Origin of the sequence: Sulfurihydrogenibium sp. (assembly GCF_027448985.1) — a bacterium.
GTDB lineage: Bacteria > Aquificota > Aquificia > Aquificales > Hydrogenothermaceae > Sulfurihydrogenibium.
The window spans coordinates 1-18,807 of the sequence record NZ_DAIDMN010000003.1; the positions used below are offsets into that span (position 1 = coordinate 1).

19 protein-coding genes are annotated in these 18,807 nt (G+C 34.3%); 9 read left to right on the forward strand and 10 right to left on the reverse strand.

What is annotated here, in order from left to right; genetic code table 11:
* On the forward strand, nt 1-600 hold a 600-nt coding region (locus NE054_RS00510), incomplete at its 5' end, for a PD-(D/E)XK nuclease domain-containing protein (RefSeq protein ID WP_297887074.1).
* 16 nt (nt 601-616) lie between these two features.
* Here the strand turns inward: NE054_RS00510 and NE054_RS00515 are convergent.
* From NE054_RS00515 to tyrS, 8 genes are all read right to left on the reverse strand, one after another.
* The gene (locus tag NE054_RS00515; protein WP_297887076.1) at nt 617-2,095 is read right to left on the reverse strand and encodes a menaquinone biosynthesis decarboxylase; all 1,479 of its coding nucleotides are present in this window, start codon (nt 2,093-2,095) and stop codon (nt 617-619) included.
* Between the two features lies 1 nt (nt 2,096).
* Nucleotides 2,097-2,732 carry a DUF502 domain-containing protein gene (locus NE054_RS00520; protein WP_297887078.1) on the reverse strand — a complete coding sequence of 212 codons (636 nt, stop codon included), beginning with the start codon at nt 2,730-2,732 and terminating at the stop codon, nt 2,097-2,099.
* Nucleotides 2,732-3,580 carry an ATP-dependent Clp protease proteolytic subunit gene (locus NE054_RS00525; protein ID WP_297887080.1) on the reverse strand — a complete coding sequence of 283 codons (849 nt, stop codon included), beginning with the start codon at nt 3,578-3,580 and terminating at the stop codon, nt 2,732-2,734. Before NE054_RS00525 ends, NE054_RS00520 begins: the two co-directional genes overlap by 1 nt.
* A gap of 2 nt (nt 3,581-3,582) precedes the next feature.
* Nucleotides 3,583-4,257 carry a dUTP diphosphatase gene (locus tag NE054_RS00530; RefSeq protein ID WP_297887084.1) on the reverse strand — a complete coding sequence of 225 codons (675 nt, stop codon included), beginning with the start codon at nt 4,255-4,257 and terminating at the stop codon, nt 3,583-3,585.
* An 11-nt stretch (nt 4,258-4,268) separates the two neighbouring features.
* Nucleotides 4,269-5,819: a 1,4-alpha-glucan branching protein domain-containing protein gene (locus tag NE054_RS00535; protein WP_297887087.1), complete on the reverse strand. Its 1,551-nt coding sequence runs from the start codon at nt 5,817-5,819 to the stop codon at nt 4,269-4,271.
* Between the two features lie 125 nt (nt 5,820-5,944).
* Nucleotides 5,945-6,181: a hypothetical protein gene (locus NE054_RS00540; RefSeq protein WP_297887089.1), complete on the reverse strand. Its 237-nt coding sequence runs from the start codon at nt 6,179-6,181 to the stop codon at nt 5,945-5,947.
* Between the two features lie 59 nt (nt 6,182-6,240).
* Nucleotides 6,241-7,365, reverse strand: a complete 1,125-nt coding sequence (locus NE054_RS00545; RefSeq protein WP_297887091.1) for a KamA family radical SAM protein — start codon at nt 7,363-7,365, stop codon at nt 6,241-6,243.
* Nucleotides 7,362-8,579, reverse strand: a complete 1,218-nt coding sequence (tyrS, locus tag NE054_RS00550; RefSeq protein ID WP_297887094.1) for a tyrosine--tRNA ligase — start codon at nt 8,577-8,579, stop codon at nt 7,362-7,364. The genes NE054_RS00545 and tyrS overlap by 4 nt, the downstream gene beginning before the upstream one ends.
* Nucleotides 8,580-8,649: 70 nt before the next feature.
* Between tyrS and NE054_RS00555 the strand changes: the two genes are divergently transcribed.
* Both NE054_RS00555 and ccsB read left to right on the forward strand, forming a co-directional pair.
* Entirely contained in the window at nt 8,650-8,949 is a 300-nt protein-coding gene (locus tag NE054_RS00555; protein ID WP_297887097.1) for a nucleotidyltransferase domain-containing protein, read from the forward strand.
* A 220-nt stretch (nt 8,950-9,169) separates the two neighbouring features.
* Nucleotides 9,170-10,288 carry a c-type cytochrome biogenesis protein CcsB gene (ccsB, locus tag NE054_RS00560; protein ID WP_297887100.1) on the forward strand — a complete coding sequence of 373 codons (1,119 nt, stop codon included), beginning with the start codon at nt 9,170-9,172 and terminating at the stop codon, nt 10,286-10,288.
* Nucleotides 10,289-10,418: 130 nt separating this feature from the next.
* Here ccsB and ispD read toward each other — a convergent pair whose 3' ends face one another.
* Both ispD and NE054_RS00570 read right to left on the reverse strand, forming a co-directional pair.
* Nucleotides 10,419-11,078, reverse strand: coding sequence for a 2-C-methyl-D-erythritol 4-phosphate cytidylyltransferase (gene ispD / locus NE054_RS00565; protein WP_297887103.1), 660 nt, complete (start codon nt 11,076-11,078; stop codon nt 10,419-10,421).
* Nucleotides 11,078-13,204, reverse strand: coding sequence for a cation-translocating P-type ATPase (locus NE054_RS00570; RefSeq protein ID WP_297887106.1), 2,127 nt, complete (start codon nt 13,202-13,204; stop codon nt 11,078-11,080). The genes ispD and NE054_RS00570 overlap by 1 nt, the downstream gene beginning before the upstream one ends.
* An 82-nt stretch (nt 13,205-13,286) precedes the next feature.
* Here NE054_RS00570 and fabG point away from each other — a divergent pair, with 82 nt between their 5' ends.
* The 6 genes from fabG to glmS are packed head-to-tail and all read left to right on the forward strand — an operon-like array spanning nt 13,287 to nt 18,797.
* Nucleotides 13,287-14,027: a 3-oxoacyl-[acyl-carrier-protein] reductase gene (gene fabG, locus NE054_RS00575; protein ID WP_297887109.1), complete on the forward strand. Its 741-nt coding sequence runs from the start codon at nt 13,287-13,289 to the stop codon at nt 14,025-14,027.
* 28 nt (nt 14,028-14,055) lie between these two features.
* Nucleotides 14,056-14,289 (forward strand): acyl carrier protein, encoded by a 234-nt coding sequence (acpP, locus tag NE054_RS00580; RefSeq protein WP_297887111.1) that lies wholly within the window; start codon nt 14,056-14,058, stop codon nt 14,287-14,289.
* Nucleotides 14,290-14,294: 5 nt separating this feature from the next.
* Nucleotides 14,295-15,539, forward strand: a complete 1,245-nt coding sequence (gene fabF, locus NE054_RS00585; RefSeq protein WP_297887113.1) for a beta-ketoacyl-ACP synthase II — start codon at nt 14,295-14,297, stop codon at nt 15,537-15,539.
* Nucleotides 15,529-16,245, forward strand: a complete 717-nt coding sequence (gene rnc, locus NE054_RS00590) for a ribonuclease III (RefSeq protein WP_297887116.1) — start codon at nt 15,529-15,531, stop codon at nt 16,243-16,245. The genes fabF and rnc overlap by 11 nt, the downstream gene beginning before the upstream one ends.
* A 4-nt stretch (nt 16,246-16,249) precedes the next feature.
* On the forward strand, nt 16,250-16,978 hold the full coding sequence (locus NE054_RS00595) for a pyridoxine 5'-phosphate synthase (RefSeq protein ID WP_297887118.1): 729 nt from the start codon (nt 16,250-16,252) through the stop codon (nt 16,976-16,978).
* A gap of 4 nt (nt 16,979-16,982) precedes the next feature.
* Complete coding sequence (gene glmS, locus NE054_RS00600) at nt 16,983-18,797, forward strand: glutamine--fructose-6-phosphate transaminase (isomerizing) (RefSeq protein WP_297887120.1); 1,815 nt, start codon at nt 16,983-16,985, stop codon at nt 18,795-18,797.
* The last annotated feature ends 10 nt before the right edge of the window (nt 18,798-18,807 follow it).

Below are 18,807 nucleotides of genomic sequence, written 5' to 3' on the forward strand. Positions count from 1 at the left end.
ATTGATTACATCTATCCGGAAAATCTACTGTTTCAATCCGGATATCTGACTATAAAACAAACAATACAGATAGAAGATGAAACGATATACATACTTAGTTATCCAAACCACGAAGTAAGAAAAAGCTTCAACAGAGCATTTTTAACCCATATAATACCCCCACCCCAAGCAAGTAAAACTCAGCTAAACCTGATAAGAGCCTTTTTATCATCAGACATAGAAAAAATAAAACAAACACTTTACAGTTTTTTTGCAAGCATACCAACAGACTGGTACAGGAAAAACAACATTCAAGAGTATGAAGGATTTTACGCATCTGTTGTTTATGCGTTATTCATCGGAAGTGGCTTAACAACCATAGCGGAAGATACAACAAACAAAGGAAAGATAGACCTAACAGTAATAGCACAAGAAAAGGTTTACATAATAGAGTTTAAAGTTATAGAGGAAACCCAAGAAGGAAAAGCATTACAGCAGATAAAAGAGAAAAAGTATTATGCAAAATACCAAGACAAGTATGAAGAGATTTACCTAATTGGTATAGAGTTTAGTAAAGAGAAAAGGAATATAACAAATTTTGAAGTAGAAAAAATGTATTGAAACTAAACATCTAAACTTATCTGTTTTTATCTAACATTTTTTGCAGAATTTCTTCCCAAACTGGTAGAACTTTTTTCTTTACATTTTCATCCATTTTGGCAACTTCTGGCCAATCTCTTAAATAACCTTCTTCTTTCCATTTTGTGGTTGCGTCTATTCCCATTTTTCCACCGAATCCTACGTAGTTGGTAGAATGGTCTAAAACGTCTATAACACCTTTTTGTATTATCACATCCCTTGATGGGTCTACGTTGTTTCCCCATATCCAAAGAACTTCATCTATATCTTGTACGTTTACCCAATCGTCAAACACGATGATATTTTTTTCAAACATCAACTGTCCAAGACCCCAAAGGGCATTTATCACTTTGAAAGCATGTCCCGGATACCTTTTTTTAATAGAGACAAAGGCAAAGTTGTGGAAGCATCCGGATATAGGTAGGTTGTAATCTACTATTTCCGGAAGGTTAAACTGAACCATAGGTAAAAATATTCTTTCGGTAGCTTTTCCAAGCCATCCATCTTCCATTGGTGGTTTTCCTACAATGGTTGTTTGGTATATAGGGTCTTTTCTGTGAGTTATACATGTGATATGCATCAAAGGGTATTTGTCTACAGGTGTGTAGAATCCTGTGTGGTCCCCAAACGGTCCTTCATCGTGTAATGGTTCGTTTGGGTCTATGTATCCTTCTATGACAATTTCTGCATCCGCCGGAACCTCTAAAGGAACAGTTTCACATTTTACCAGCTTAACACCTTTTTCTCTTATTATTCCTGCAAATAAAAACTCGTCAACATCTTCCGGAAGTGGTGCAGAAGCACAGTAGGTTATTACAGGGTCTGCACCTATTACTATTGCAACAGGTATTTTTTGACCGAGTTTTTTCGCTTTCCAGTAGTGGTGAGAACCTCCTTTATGTATCTGCCAATGGACGGTTACTTTATCTTTATCTATAAGCTGTACTCTATACATTCCTATATTTCTTATACCACTTTCTGGGTCTTTTGATATCACTATTGGCAGTGTTATAAACCTTCCACCATCTTTTGGCCAACATTTCAAAACAGGAAAATCAAAAATATTTATATCATCACCTTTTTTTATAACTTCTTTACATTTTCCATCTTTTACGATTGTAGGTAAAGAGTCGTTTAATTTTTTTAGTTCCGGAAGTTTTTTTATTTTTTCTAAGAATGTGTTTGGTATCTCTGGTTTTACTATCCTGTATAGTTTCCAACCTATATCCTCAAACTTTTCTACACCAAGTGCCATCTTCATCCTTTTCTCACTACCAAAAGCGTTTATCAAAACGGGAATTCCTTCGTATCCTTCTACATTTTCAAATAAAAGGGCTTTTCCACCTTTTGGCATCTTCATCATTCTGTCTGCAATCTCTGTAATCTCTAAAATTGGACTTACTTTTGATTTTACTCGTATTAATTCGTTGTTTTTCTCCAAATCTTTTATAAACTCTCTTAAATCTTCGTATGGCATATTAATCTCCGTTTGCAGAAACTTCTCCTGCAGGGGCTTGATTATCTTTTAGTAATTTTATATGTTTTTTTATCACAAGTCCACCTGATACGATGGTCCTCATTGCTTCTTCAACTGTTAAATCTGTAATTATGATGTCTTCTTTTTTTACCATTATGGCAAATCCGGATGTTGGGTTGATTGCAGCTGGAACAAAAACTATGTAGTAAAACTCATCACATATTTTTAGTTCATTGGCTATAAACCCTAATGCAAAAGTATCTTGATGTGGAAATCTTACCAGGGCAACCTTTGAAAAGTTCTCTTTTTTGGAGAAAAGTGTTTCCATTGTTTGTTTTGTCGCATTGTAAACGGAACCTGCAACAGGAATTTTTGATATTAAAGACTCAAAGTATTCTAACACTCTTTTTCCTAAGTAATTTTGAGCTAAAAGACCCAAAACAAATATAATGGATAATGTTACCAAAATACCTAAGCCGGGAATATGGGGAGTAGGAACCCCCATTTCTTCTAAATAAGGAAGTATAAGATTGTTAACAACTGAAAGAAGTGTTTTTATCACCCATATTGTAACTATAATCGGTATTAATACAAATAATCCAGTGATGAATATGTTTTTTAAGTTTAGCTTTTTCATTACTTTTTAACTGCCTCCGGTCTTTTTATTGGTTCTGGTAAGTACTGAACCGCTGGTATTCCTGTTGGTTGAGGGTATAAATCCATAAGTGCGTAAACTTCTTCTGGCATTTCTGTGGACACTTTTAGTCCAAGTTCTTGAAGGTACTCTACCGTAATTGGATAGTCATGGGTAAACTTACCTTGAGATAACTCTTCTGCAATTTTTTCCGCTTGTTCTACTGAATAACCTTTTTTAACTAAAATATTTTTAACTGTATCGTACATCTGCTTCAATGCTTTTTTACTCATATCTATTTTTACTAATGTTTGGTCATCAATATCTTTTGGCTCTTTTACTTTTTCTATTGCAACCAGTGAAGCTGCAGGTTCCATTCCAAGTTGAGGGTCAACAGGTCCTAATACTGCGTGTTTATCCATAACTATCTCATCTGATGCTAAAGCTATCAAAGTCCCACCAGACATCGCATAATGAGGAACTATTACCCTAACTTTAGCCGGATGGTCTGCCAATGCTCTTGCTATCTGAGTAGCTGCCAACGCTATTCCACCTGGTGTGTGAATTATAAAATCAATTGGTTTGTCTTTTGGTGTCATCCTGATGGCTCTTAAAACCGCTTCCGAATCTTCTATGGTAATCATCCTCATCATAAAAAAGCCAAACAAAGACCTTGTTTCTTGTCTATGAATAAGGGTTATGACTTTACTGCCGTACTTATCTTCAATAGCTTTTAATATTTTCTCCCGACTCCATTGTAGCATCTGTGCCTGTAAAATAGGCATTATTATCATAAATAGGAATATAAACCAAAATAGCTGGCTGATAAAGAAAAATCCTGTGTGGTCCATTATTAACCTCCTGAGTTTAACAAAATTTTTCTTAAGTTTTCTTCCATTTTTTCTAAGTTATCAACTTCTTTTATCACTCTGAGTAAATGTTTGTTATCTTCAAGACCGTTTATTACTTTCTTGTACTCTCCGGATTTGTACCCCATCTCTTGTCTTATATGGTTAAGTATGTTTTTTCCCATGTAAAGAAGGTAAAGTCTATCAAATCCTATCAACTTCTTTGTAAGAATTCCAAAGAAAAATAAGACTCCATTTAAATTTTGTTTTAACGCTTTTTCTGCCATCCTTTCAAAAAGGTATATGTACTGCTGATAAATGTCTTCATCTTTTTGATAAGTTTGAGCCAAGTAATGGTTTATGTAATCACCTTCTATATCTTTTAGGTCTTTAAAGTCTTCGTTTAATCCTTTGTAAAAATACGTTAAATCCGGATTTTTTTCCATGAGAATTAAAGATAGTATAAAATGGAAAATGTCTGCAAGCTCTATTTCAAGATTTTCTATGTCAGGTTGTGTTTTTTTCCACCATTTCCAAGGAAGGCTCTCAACAGCTTCTGCACACTCAAGCCATATAGCTCTGTAAAAGTCTTCTTTAGTTCTTATCTCTTTCCAATTTTCATTTATTTTTTTGTTTAATTGGTCTTGTAAATCTAAACAGTGTTTAATTTTTTCTTCCAATCTTTTCTCCTTTACAGTATTTCAGAAAATATAGAGTTTTTCTCTTTCAAACTATTTAAATAGTCAAAGTCTATTATATTTGTTTGAAGCATCTTTTTCAAGCTGTAAAAGTTATGAATGTGTTCTTTTAGTCTGTTAGTTGCATACTGTTTTGCTGTTTGTGTGGTTATAAGAAAAGTCCAATCACTACTTTGAGCTAAAAGTAGTTCTTTTTCCATCTGTTTTACAACTTCGTTATCTTTAAAAATCTCTTTGACTTTTAATAAATCTTCTTCCATTTGATGAAGGTATTTGTAAACCCATTGGTTTTCCGAATTAAGCCATACTTCAAAGTATCCTTTATCACCCCATGAGGAAGGAGATGGTCTTATAACTTGATTTTCCGGATACAAATCTAAATATTCAGAAGGGGTGATAGATTTGAACTGTTTGTAAGTATCAATCATTTTAAAGATGTTGTATAAAAACTCTGGACCTTCAAACCACCAATGACCAAAAAGTTCTGCATCGTAAGGACTTACTATCAACGGAAGTCTATCCATATATTTTGATAGATGTTCCATCTGTTTTTCTCTTGATATATGAAAATGTCCTGCATGTATCTTGGTCATTTCGTAAGCTTTATCCGGGTCGTAAGGTTTTTTATGGGCTAAATCTACATCTCCTGTAATTTTGTAATACTTTATTCCTGTGTAAACCCTTATTCCATCTGGACTTATAAAATCTTTTATATACTCAAAATCAAGGTCAAATCCAATGTCTCTGTAAAAATCTCTGTAATTTGGGTCTCCTGGATAACCTTCTTTAGCACTCCATACCTGTTTTGATGACTCTGGGTCTCTTGCAAAAACCGCAACCGAATTAGGAGTATAAACGGGAGCAAAAACACCGTACCTTGGAGTTGGTTTTCCAAATATAACTCCGTGGGAGTCCATAAAGAAGTATTCTATACCGTATTTTGCAAGTGTTTCATCAAGACCATCAAAGTAAGCACACTCAGCAAGCCATATACCTTTTGGTTTTTTACCAAAATGTTTTTGGTGAGATTTAACCGCCAGCTCTACCTGTCTCTCTACAGCAGAAGGGTTAGGAGAAAGTAGTGGTAAAAATCCATGGGTTGCGTTACATGTTATTATTTCAATGTTTTTCCTTTCTTCAAAATATCTGTACCCATTTAACACATCTCTTTGTAAAAAGTTGTAGTAAAAATCTTTAATCTGTAAAAATCTTTCGTTATAAAAGTTAGCTAACTTATTGAAAACAGGACTTGATTTTGTTCTGTGAATCTCTTTTTCTGTAAGTAGCAACATTTTATCTAAGTACTTTTCATACTTCGTCATCAGATGTTTATCGGTTAACATCTCTGCCAAAGGTGGTGTTATTGATGTTGTGATTTTAAAATCTACACCTTCTTCCTTTAACTGTTTAAACTTCATCAGAAGTGGAATGTACGTTTCTGTGATAGCCTCAAAAAGCCAATGTTCTTCTAAAAAATACTTGTACTGTGGATGTTTTACAAAAGGTAAATGGGAATGTAATACAGGCATCCAAAATCCTTTCATTGTTATCTCCCCCTTGGGATTTTAAGATATATTATATATGATAAAGATGAATTTTCCGTTAAGAAATTTTTAATGATTGTGTTTGAAGATTTAGATAGAAGGGGCTTAAAGCCCCTTTAAAGAGATTACTTTTGTTCAGCTGGTTTTTGCTCTTGTCCTGCTGGAGCAGCTTGTTGTTCTTGTCCTGCTGGAGCAGCCTGTTGCTCAGCTGGTGCTGGAGCAGCTTGTTGCTCAGCTGGTGCTGGAGCAGCTGGTTGAGCTTGTTGTTCAGCTGGTGCTTGTTGTTCTTCTTTCTTTTGGCAGCTGAAAAGTAAAGATGCAGATAAAACCGCTGCCACAGAACCAAGTACTAATTTCTTCATCTTACAATACCTCCTCAAAAAATAATTTTAAAAATTATAACATAAAATTTTTGTTTTTTTCAAACTTTTATTTTGACTATTTTCCCTTCGTAATTTTTAAATGTGTATAGATTTTCGTTTTTTTCTAATAAATATTCTGGAAGTAAAGGAACTTTTCCCAAACCGTCTATCAAATCTACAGCAAAAGTAGGGTTACCAAGTCCGGATACTCTACCTCTTAAGTGTTCCATTATTTCAAGTCCTTTTTCTATTGAAGTTTTAAAATGGTACACACCTTTTGTTGGGTCACAGTTGAATAGGTAGTAAGGTTTTATTTTTACTTTAAGTAGGTCTCTCATTAGATTTTCTATGGTGTGTTTATCGTCGTTTATTCCTTTTAATATAACTGTTTGGTTTAAAACGGGGGTTCCTGTTGAAAGTATGTTTTTTACAGCTTTTTTTGTTTCAGATGTGATTTCATTTGGATGGTTAAAGTGGGTTACAAGCCATACTTTATCGTATTTATCAAATATTTCTAACAGCTCTTCGTCAAAGAATCTAAATGGGTTTGCTACGAGTTCTCTTGAGCCTATTCTTATAATATCTATATGGTCTATTTCGTAAATATTTTTTACTATATACTCTAATTTTGTGTTTGGGAGAGTTAAAGGGTCTCCTCCGGATATTAAAACCTCTTTTATGTTTTTGTTGTTTTTTATGTATTCAAACATTTTGTCGTATTCTTGTTTTGTCCTTGCTCTTTCATCTTCCAAAAACATCCTTTTTCTCATACAGTGACGACAGTAAACACTACAAAAGTTTGTAGCTCTAAACAGTACTCTATCCGGATACCTGTGGGTAAGACCTTCCACTGGGGATTTTTTGTCTTCTAAAAATGGGTCTAAGAGTGCTCCTTCCTGGTATTTTTCATCTATCTCTTTCTCGTCAGGAATAATCTGTTTTACAATTGGGTCATCCGGATTTTCTCTATCTGCTAAAAATATGTAGTAAGGTGTGGTGCCAAAATGATAAATTTCTGATACTTTTTTAAAACTTTTTTCATCTATTATATTTAAAATCTTTTTTGCATCTTCAAGAGTTTTTAAACGGTTTTGTATTTGCCATTTCCAGTTTTTCCATTCCTCCTCTTTAACATCTTTGTATATAGGTATTTCTTTCCAGTATTCTCCTTCTAATATTTTCAACTATTTACCTCAATTTTCACAAACTTTCTTTTTCCTGCTTGGATTGTATGGTTTTTTGTAAGGTCAACTTTGTATAAAAAGTCTTCTACCTTTTCTCCGTCAATCTTCACACCACCTTGTTTTATAATTCTTTTTGCTTCTGCTTTTGATGGTACCAGGTTAAGTATAAATAAAAGTTCAAAAAGTTCTATTTCTTTGTCTGGAAGGTTTAAATCACTTACTTTTACAACCGGAATGTCTTCTGGTATCTCTTTTTTTGAGTGAACTTTTTCAAAATGTTCTTTTGCTTTTATTGCTGCTTCTTCATCGTGGAATCTTTTTACTATATACATCGCAAGTTCTTTTTTCACCTGCATTGGGTGTAGTAATCCAGATTCTACATCTTTTTTCATCTTTTGTATCTCTTCTTCCGTTAAATCTGTAAGAAGTTGCCAGTACTGCCACATAAGCTCATCTGATATAGACATTATTTTTCCAAACATTTCTTCCGGTGGTTCGGTTATTCCTATGTAATTACCGTAGGACTTACTCATCTTCTTAACACCATCTGTTCCTACAAGTAAAGGAAGTAGTATTGCTACTTGGGGTTTTTCTATACCGTACTCTTTTTGTATATCCCTTCCTATAAGGAGGTTAAACCTTTGGTCTGACCCTCCAAGTTCAACGTCCGCTTTTATTGCCACCGAATCGTAGGCTTGTAAAAGTGGATATAAAAATTCGTGAATTGATATAGGTATATTTTCTTTAAATCTTTTTTTAAAGTCTTCTCTTTCAAGCATTCTTGCCACTGTGTATTTTGCTGTGAGTTTTATAAGGTCTTCTGCTTTCATCTCAGCAAGCCATGAGCTGTTGAACACGACAACCGTTTTTTCCGGGTCTAAAACTTTAAACACCTGTTCTTTGTAAGTTTTTGCATTTTCTAAGACTTGCTGTTTTGTAAGAGGTGGTCTTGTTTGGTCTCTTCCGGAAGGGTCTCCAATCATTGCTGTAAAATCACCTATTATAAAGTAAACAGTATGACCAAGTTGTTGGAATGTTCTTAATTTTTGTAGTAAAACTGTATGTCCTAAGTGTAAATCGGCAGCTGTTGGGTCAAATCCGGCTTTCACCACTAAAGGTCTACCTTCTTTCAACTTCTCTAAAAGTTCTTCTTCTGATATTATCTCCAAAACACCTTTTTTTACTATTTTAAGTTGTTCTTCCGGTGATAACATAACTCCTCCTACTTGAAATTTATGAAATTTTATTTTACCATTAAGAAACAAAGTTTTAAATGTGATAAAAATGAAAGTAAATCCAAGAAATATTAAAACCATAGAAGATTTAAAAGATTTTTTAACGAATTACTTTAAGGGCAAAAGTGTAAAAATTTACCTTTTTGGCTCTCGTGCAGAGAAAAAAGAAAGATATAACTCTGACATTGATTTAGCCTTTGAATCAGAAGAAGATATAAGTCAGGATTTGGCATTGATAGAAGAAATTTTAGATGAAAGCAATTTAATCTACAAGGTGGATTTAGTAAACCTAAAATTTGCACCCTATTTGATAGAAGAAGTCAAAAGTAAAGGTGTAAGATGGCTTTAGAAAAGAGGCTGAAAGATTTAGAAAAAGCTTTCGACAGATTAAAAGAGTCTTACTTTAAAACTTTGGAACATGTTAGATGTGGCTGAAAAGATATTTAAGGATTTGGCTGTTTATCTTCCTGTAATTGAAAGTGTTTTAGCAAAATTTAGCTGATTTTTTATCTTGAATATTTTTATAAAAAAAGTAATATAATAGTGATTTCTAAAATAGGAGGTTTTTTATGGAAACGGTAGTTTTTGAGAATAGAAGTAAAAACAACTACCTACAGGCCGTTTTGTTTAGTACTCTTATTTTGGTCTTTGTAGGTGGGTCGGTAGCTTTGGCTATACTTAGTGGTAAGGTTAGTAATGTTCTTGTATTTCAGATATCCGGATTTATCTATGGTCTTTCTGCCTTGATGTATATTTTTCAGTTTTTCTTTAAAAATGAGAATGTTGGGAAAGTAGGGACTTTGTTTGCTTTTCTTGGATGGCTTACTCAAACCGTAGGACTTTTTTTAAGAGGTTTAGAGTCTTACTATATGGGTATTTTCCATCCACCTTGGACAAACCTTTATGAGTCTTTGATGTTTTTCCCTTGGCTTGCGGTAGGTTTATACCTTTATATAGAAAGAGAGTATAAAACAAAGGTAATTGGAACATTTTTTATGCCTATAGTTGCGTTTTTGGTTATATGGGGACATAAGTTCAATACGGATATTAATCCTCTTGTTCCGGCTTTAAGGAGCTACTGGCTTTATCTTCACGTGCTGGCTTCCTTTGTTGGATATGCAGGATTTACAGTTTCTTTTGGAGCATCCTTTGCATACCTAATAAAGCATAACTTTAATAAAGAGGTAGAAGTAAAATCCGTTTATTATTTGGGTTTTGTTTTCTTTTTAGTACTCTCCGGAATATTTGGATACCTTACCTTAACAGGAGCAAAAGATATTAAAACAATGATGTTTGGAGTTATTTTTATTTTATCTTTACTTGGTCTTTTGTACTTTGCGGTTTATGTTTTAAAACCTATTGGAAAAGTTTTACCATCTGAAAATATTCTTTCTGAAATTGCATTTAAAGCTGTTGCTATATCTTTTCCTATATGGACTGCTTCTATAATGCTTGGTGGAGCTTGGGCTAACGAAGCTTGGGGAAGTTATTGGAGCTGGGACCCAAAAGAAACATGGGCTTTAATCGTTTGGTTATTTTTTGCTGCATACATTCATGGTAGAACAATTGGAAAATGGAAAGGAACAACATCTTCTTGGATAGTTGTAGCCGGATTTATAATGCTTTTGATATGTTATTTCGGTGTAAATCTCTACTTCCCTGGACTTCATAGTTATGCAACGGAGTAAAACACTTTCCAAAATCCTTATGAACGACACGAAAAAACCCCTGTATTACAGGGGTTGTTAATAACTTTCATGATTGCTGAATATTCGTTAATCTAAAGTGAAAGGAAAAGCGTAAATTTACCATTTCAAACTAACCTTGTTGCATACTGATTAAAGCCTCTGCTAATTTTATGTCTTGGGGATAGGTAATCTTAAAATTTAGAAAACTTCCTTCATTTACCGTTATCTTAAAACCTTCCTTCTCCATCAGTGCAGAATCATCTGTTGCTAAAAAATTTTCCGATAAAGCTTTTTGATGGGAGTAAAGTAGTTTTTTATAATCAAAAGTTTGTGGTGTTTGTACTATGTAAATAAAATCTCTATTCAAAGTTTTTATAACCTTTTTGTCGCAAACTTCCTTTATAGTGTCTCTTGATTTGTATGCTGTAATAGAACCATCCCATCCGAATTTAACGTTTTGTATTCCATCTAAAAACATCTTTTTTGTTGCAAAGGGTCTTGCGGTGTCGTGAATAATCACGATATCACATCTTTCAAGTTGTAAAAGACCGTTGTAAACGGAGTACTGTCTTTCTTTTCCACCACAAACTTTTTTAAACGGTTTATCAATTTTTATAGGAACATCTAAATCTTCTTTGGGCAAAACAATTACAACTTCATCTATTTCATCTATACTCTCAACAACTTCCAAGGAAAAATCTATAATCCTTTTGCCTTTTATACTCATAAACTGCTTTTTACTTCCAAACCTTGAACCACTTCCGGCTGCTAAAAGTATGCATCCTATCATTAGTAAGCCTTTACTCTCAAAGAGTTTCCTATAACAAACACACTACTCAAAACCATGGCAAGGGCAGCAAATATTGGATTTAGTTGTCCTGTTATAGCTAAACCCATACCTATGATGTTGTAGATGAAAGCCCAAAATATGTTTGTGTATATCACCCTTTTTACTTTTCTTGATAGGATAATTATAAGTGGTATTTTCCTCAAATCGTCACTTATAAGGCTTATAGATGCTGATTCTCTTGTAAGGTCTGTTCCACAACCCATAGCTATACCTATATCTGCGGCTGTCAGTGCTGGAGCGTCGTTTATTCCATCTCCAACCATTGCAACAACTTTTCCTTTTGATTTTTCTTCTTGAATTGCTTTTAGTTTATCTTCTGGCAGTAGATTTGCTCTTACGTCATCTATTTCCAACTCTTTTTTTAGTACATTCGCAAAGTATTGGCTATCGCCTGTAAGTATGCCTACTTCTATGTTTATTGACTTTAACGCATCTATTGCAACCTTAGCTTCAGGTCGAATACTTTGAGTGAAAGAAACAAATCCTAAAACCTGACTTTTGTCTGATAAAAATGTAATTATCTCTCCATTCTCTATCGCTTTTTCTTTCATCTTTTTTAATTCTTCATCTAACTCTACATTAAACTGTTTTAAAAACTCTTGGCTTCCAAGGATATACTCTTTACCTTCTACTTTTCCACTTACTCCAAATCCAAAGTGAACTTTAAAATCTTCAACTTTCAACTCTTTACAGTCTTGACAATCTTTTATGAAACTTTTTGCCAAAGGATGCTCTGAGTTTTTTTCTAAGGAGTAAAAGATGTTCTTTGCCATATCATTCTTAAACCAAGTAGTTGAAACTTTCATAAATCTTTCCGTTATGGTTCCGGTTTTGTCAAAAAACACTTTTTTGACTGTTGAGAGTTTTTCTAAAATTTCTGCACTTTTTATTATGACTCCATCTTTCATCGCTTGTCCAAGTCCAAGCCATAAAGCAAGTGGAGCGCCAATACTAAATGCACAAGGACAAGATATAAGTAAAACGGACAATGATACTATCAAAGCTTTTTCAAATCCGGATTGAATGTACCAATATACAAAAGATGAGATTGCAAGAAAGAAAACAATAGGTAAAAAGTAAAAGGCTATTCTGTCGGTAATTCTGTTGATTGGTGCTTTAGTGTTTCTTATCTGTTTCATTATCTCTATAAACCTGTTTAAAGTCCATTGAGATTGAGGTTTATCAACTTTTATTATAAATGTGCCATCCAATACTGTTGTTCCGGTATAAAGGTAATCTTTAGCTTTTTTTAAAACAGGTTTTATCTCACCTGTTAGTGTAGATTCATCAACATTTCCAATTCCTTCCAGTATAACACCATCGGCAGATACTTTTTCACCTGGACGTATTTTTACCAAATCTCCTACCTGAACTTCTTCAACAGGAACTTCAACCTCTTGACCATCTCTTACAACTGTTGCCTTTTTTGCTGTTAGGTCCATAAGCTGTTTCATAAAGTTAGAAGCTTTTACTCTTGACGAAGTCTCTAAATACCTTCCAAAGGTTACCAAAACGAGTATCATAGTTGCGGTTTCAAAGTATATAGCATTTTTACCAGTTAAAACAGAGTAAACTGATAGAAAGTAAGCAGAAAAAGAGCCAATCGCTATCAGTGTATCCGTGTTAAAGTTTAGAAGGTTCTCTTTTGAAAAAGAGTTTTTTAAAATGGGGATTCCTAAAAGAATCATAACTGGTGTAGAAAGGACTAGTATCACCCATTTTATAAATCCTGTAAATAAAAGCATCTCTCTATCGTTAGGGTCAACAAAATGGGAGCCGTATATGTACATGCTAAGCATCATTACAAGCATTGCTAAAAAGTATCCAAAACCAAATTTTCCCAAGAATGCTAAAGCTGTTCCTTCTTCACCTCTCAATCCAGTTGTTCTGTTTATAAGGTAACATCCAAAACAGCAAAAATCTTCCATCTTACCGTCTACTTCAAATTTCAAAGGTTTTCCGGTGATTGGTATTCCACATTGATAACATTCTGCATTTTTTTCTTCTGACAAAGACAAAGGACCACAAGAACATGAAATAGAAGGCTTAATTTCTATATTTTCCAAAGTTTGGACCACCTCTTTTTATAAATTTCAAAAAATGTGTTAAAATATTAAGTAATTTTTGCTATTTTGTAAAGAGGTATAGATGATAGATTTTAAAGGTAAAACAGTTCTTGTAACAGGCTCTACAAGAGGGATAGGAAAAGCGATAGCTATTGCTTTTGCAAAAAATGGAGCTGATGTAATAATAACTGGAAGAGAAAGAGCTGCTGCTGAAACTTTGGCAAAGAATATAGAGAATGAGTTTGGTGTAAAGACTTTTGGTGTAAATTTTGATTTAGCTGGTGATATAGAAGAGTCTTTTAAAGAGATAACTCAGTGGTCCGGTGGAAAAATAGATATTCTCGTAAATAATGCTGGAATAACAAAGGATACTCTCTTTATTCGGATGAAACAGGAAGATTGGGATAGTGTTATAAACACAAATCTTACAGGGACATTTAAAATAACACAAGCGGTTGCCAAACTTATGATAAAACAAAGATACGGAAGAATAATCAACATAAGTTCTATAATAGGATTTATAGGGAATGTAGGACAGGTCAACTACTCTACAACGAAAGCCGGATTGATAGGCTTTACAAAATCTTTAGCAAAAGAGCTTGCATCAAGAAATATAACGGTCAACGCTGTTGCTCCGGGATTTATTGAAACCGATATGACAGCAAATCTACCAGCTGATATAGTGGAAAACTATCTAAAGCAGATACCTCTTGGTAGATTCGGTAAACCAGAAGATGTGGCTAACGTAGTTTTATTCCTTGCATCGGATATGGCAGGTTATATAACAGGTGAAACCATTCACGTAAACGGTGGAATGTTTTAAAAAATTTTAAATATAGGAGGTTTTAGAGATGTCAATTGAACAAAGAGTTAAGGAAATTATCGCAGACCAACTTGGTGTAGAGATGGAAAAAATCACTCCGGAAGCTAAATTCGTAGATGACCTTGGAGCTGACTCTCTTGACGTAGTAGAGCTTATAATGGCTTTTGAAGAAGAGTTTGGTGTAGAGATTCCAGATGAAGACGCGGAAAAGATAGCAACAGTTGGAGATGTTTTAAATTATATTAAATCAAAACAAGGGTAAGAAGGATGAGAAGAGTCGTCGTAACCGGTCTTGGTGCTGTAACACCTATAGGTAACAACGTAAAAGATTACTGGGCAAACCTTGTAAATGGTGTCAGCGGTATAGATGTTATAAAAAGATTTAATCCTGTTGAAATAGGTCTTCCGGTTATAATTGCCGGAGAAGTAAAAAATCTCAATCCGGAGCAGTTTTTAGATTCAAAAGAGCTAAAAAGGATGAGTGATTTTGTTAAATTTGCAGTTATAGCTGCAAAAGAAGCTATAGAAGACTCCGGATTGGACCTTGATAAAATTGATTTAAACAAGGCAGGTGTTATAGTCGGGACCGGTATCGGCGGCCTTCGGGACATTGAAGAACAGCAAAAGGTTGTTATGGAGAAAGGAGTTAAAAGAGTTTCTCCTTTCTTCATACCATCCGGAATATCAAATATGGCAGCTGGGTACATATCTATCCAGTTTGGGTTTAAAGGACCTAACTCTTGTGTAGTTACAGCTTGTGCAACAGGAACCCACTCTATTGGAGATGCCTTTAAGATAATCCAAAGAGGCGATGCTGATATTATGATTGCAGGTGGTACAGAATCTGCAATAACACCACTTGGAGTAGCAGGATTTGCAAATATGAAAGCACTCTCTACAAGAAATGACCAACCTCAAAAAGCGTCAAGACCCTTTGATGCGGAAAGAGACGGATTTGTAATGGGTGAAGGAGCTGGAATATTAATCTTAGAAGAACTTGAGCACGCTAAAAAAAGAGGAGCAAAAATATACGCAGAAGTCGTTGGATATGGACTTACAGGAGATGCATACCATATAACAGCACCTTGCTCCGATGCAGATGGAGCAAGAAGAGTTATAGAAATGGCTCTAAATGATGCAAGGGTTAATCCGGATGAAGTCCAGTATGTAAACGCTCACGGAACTTCAACACCTTTAAACGACAAAATAGAAACTCTTGCATTAAAACTTGTGTTTAAAGACCACGCCTACAAACTAAAAATAAGTTCTAACAAATCTATGATAGGACACCTTTTAGGAGCAGCAGGAGCTGTTGAAGCCGTTGCAACGGTTTTAACCATAAAAGAAGGAATAATACCACCTACCATAAACTACGAACATCCGGACCCAGATTGTGATTTAGATTACGTTCCAAACAAAGCAATAGATTATCCAGTGAAAGTGGCAATATCAAACTCTTTTGGCTTTGGTGGAACAAACGGATGTTTAGTCTTCAAGGCTTATGAAGATTGAAAATCCGGAATTTTTAGAAAGAGTTGAAAAGTTAGAAAAACTTCTAAATTATTCGTTTAATGATAAGTCTTTACTTTTAGCAGCTATAACCCATAGGTCATTTGTTGCGGAGTATCCTAAAAAACTCAAAGATTACGAAGTTTTGGAATTTTTAGGAGATTCCGTTTTATCTTTGATAGTCAGTGAAATACTTATAAAACAGTTTCCAGATGCAAGAGAAGGAGATTTATCACAACTTAGGTCTTCCATTGTAAGTGAAGCTTACCTTTCCAAGTTAGCAAAAACTTTAAATTTAAGTAATTTTGTGTTGATTAGCAGAGGTGAGAAACTACAAAAAGGAGAAGAAAGAGAATCACTACTGTGTGATGTGTTTGAAGCGATATTCGGTGCTATATACATAGACGCCGGATACAAAATAGATGTTCCAAGAGATATTTTTAACAGCCTTTTTAAAGATAAAGTTTTAGAGGATATAAAAACGGAAAATATACCCAGAGACTACAAATCACTTCTTCAGATAGAAACTCAAAAAATTTATGGTAAAATACCAAAATACAAATTAGTCCATTCTGAAGGTCCAGAGCATGATAAAGTGTTTGTAGTTGAATGTCAGATAGATGATATAAAAACAACTGGAAAAGGAAAATCAAAAAAAGAAGCAGAAACACAAGCAGCAAAAGAAGCATTTAAAAAGATAAAGGAATAACAAAATGAGACTTGGAGTAAACATAGACCACATAGCAACATTAAGAGAGGCAAGAAAAACAGTTGAGCCAGACCCTGTAAAAGGAGCTTTAATAGCTATTGAAGCCGGAGCAGACCAAATTACGTTACACCTTAGAGAAGACAGAAGACATATCCAAGATGAAGACCTTTTTAGATTGAAATGTGAGCTTAAAGACACTCAAATTCCAATAAATCTTGAAATGGCACCTACTTTGGAGATGAAAAACATCGCTTTGGAAGCTCTTCCAAATACAACCACATTGGTTCCGGAAAAAAGACAAGAGATAACCACAGAAGGTGGGTTAGATGTAGTATCTATGAAAGATTACCTAAAAGAGTATATAAGAGAACTAAAAGAGTCAGGAATCAAAGTAAGCCTTTTTATAGACCCGGATATTCAACAGATAGACGCGTCTTTGGAAGTAGGAGCAGATGCGGTTGAGATACACACAGGAGAGTATGCAAACGCTTATGGTAAAAATGTAGAAAAAGAGCTTGAAAGAATAAAAAAAGCTGCAAAGTATGCAAAAGAAAAAGGTTTAGCAGTTTATGCAGGACATGGTCTTAACTACGAAAATGTGGTTAACATTGCAAAGATAAAAGAGATAGAAGAACTAAATATAGGTCACTCAATAATCGCAAATGCAATATTTTTAGGACTTTATCAAGCAGTCAAAAAGATGAAAGAGATAATAACAAACGCAAGAGGATAAAAGTATGTGTGGAATAGTTGGGTATGTTGGATATAGGAAAGTAGTACCAGTTTTATTACATGGACTTCAAAGATTAGAGTACAGAGGGTACGACTCAGCCGGAATAGCTGTCTTAGATGAAGAAAAAGGGAAGATAATAGTTGAAAAAAAAGTTGGAAAAATAAAAGATTTACAAGAACATCTTTGGGGTAAAGATATAAAAGGAAGTATAGGAATAGCCCATACAAGATGGGCAACCCACGGACCACCTTCTGTAGAAAACGCCCATCCACACACCAGTCAAAACGGTGAAATTGCTGTAGTTCACAACGGAATTATAGAAAATTACGCCCAGTTAAAAGAAGAACTTATAAAAAAAGGATACCAGTTTAAATCTCAAACAGATACGGAAGTAATAGCTCATCTACTTGAAGAGTACTACGAAGAGAATCTGCTTAACACAGTTTTGAAAGTTGCAAAAATGTTGGAAGGTGCTTATGCCATTGGTGTTATTTCCACATTAGAACCGGATAAAATCGTAGCTTTAAGAAAAGGAAGTCCGTTAATAGTAGGAATAGGAGAATATGAAAACTTCATAGCATCTGATATTCCGGCTGTTTTGGAATACACAAAAAAGTTTATAACTCTTGATGATGAAGAGATAGCTGTTATCACAAAAGATAAAGTAGAAATCTACAACATAAACGGACAAAAAGTAGAAAAAAAACCGTTTACTGTAAATTGGGATATTGCAGCTGCTGAAAAAGGTGGTTATAAACACTTTATGTTAAAAGAAATTTATGAACAGCCAAAAACCATCACAGACACCATATCCGGATTTTTCTCAGATTTGAACAATCCGGTTTATCAGGAAATTAAAAACATAGAAAAAGTCGTTATAATAGCTTGTGGAACATCATACCATGCTGGACTTGTAGGAAAGTTTTGGGTTGAAAAATACGCAAAACTTCCTGTAATAGTAGATTACGCATCAGAATTTAGATACAGAGATTTTCCAGTTGATGAAAAAACACTTATAATAGCCATAAGTCAATCTGGAGAAACAGCAGATACAAGATTTGCAGCTATAGACTCAAAAAAGAAAGGAGCAAAAGTTTTATCCATTGTAAATGTAGTTGGGAGCTCTCTATCAAGAGAGAGTGACTTTGTAATATACACTTACTGTGGTCCGGAAATTGGTGTTGCTGCAACAAAAACCTTTACAGCACAACTTATAACTCTTCTTTTATTTGCAGTTAAATCCGGATTGGAAAGAGGATTTATAAGTGGTGATGAATTTGAAAAAATCCATAAAGATATATCTCACCTTCCAGTTTTAGTTAACGAAATATTAAAACAGGACAAAAAAGTTGAGGAGATATCTTACAAGTATCACAATGCAAAAGACTTTCTGTTCCTTGGAAGAGGGTTAAACTACCCTATTGCATTTGAAGGAGCACTAAAACTAAAAGAAATCTCCTATATACACGCGGAAGGTTATCCGGCAGGGGAGATGAAACACGGTCCAATAGCCCTTATAGATGAAAATCTTCCGGTTGTATGTATAGCACCCAAAGACTCTCTTTATGAAAAGATGATATCAAATATACAAGAAGTAAAAGCAAGAAAAGGAATAGTTATAACTATAACAGATTCTGATGACAAAGAAATTCTATCTCTATCGGACAACATAATAAAAATACCTACAGTTAACAATGAAAACTTATACCCAATAGTATCTGCAGTTCCACTTCAACTACTTGCATACCATATTGCGACAATATTAGGAAAAGATGTGGACCAACCAAGAAATCTTGCAAAAACGGTAACAGTGGAATAAAATATTTTAG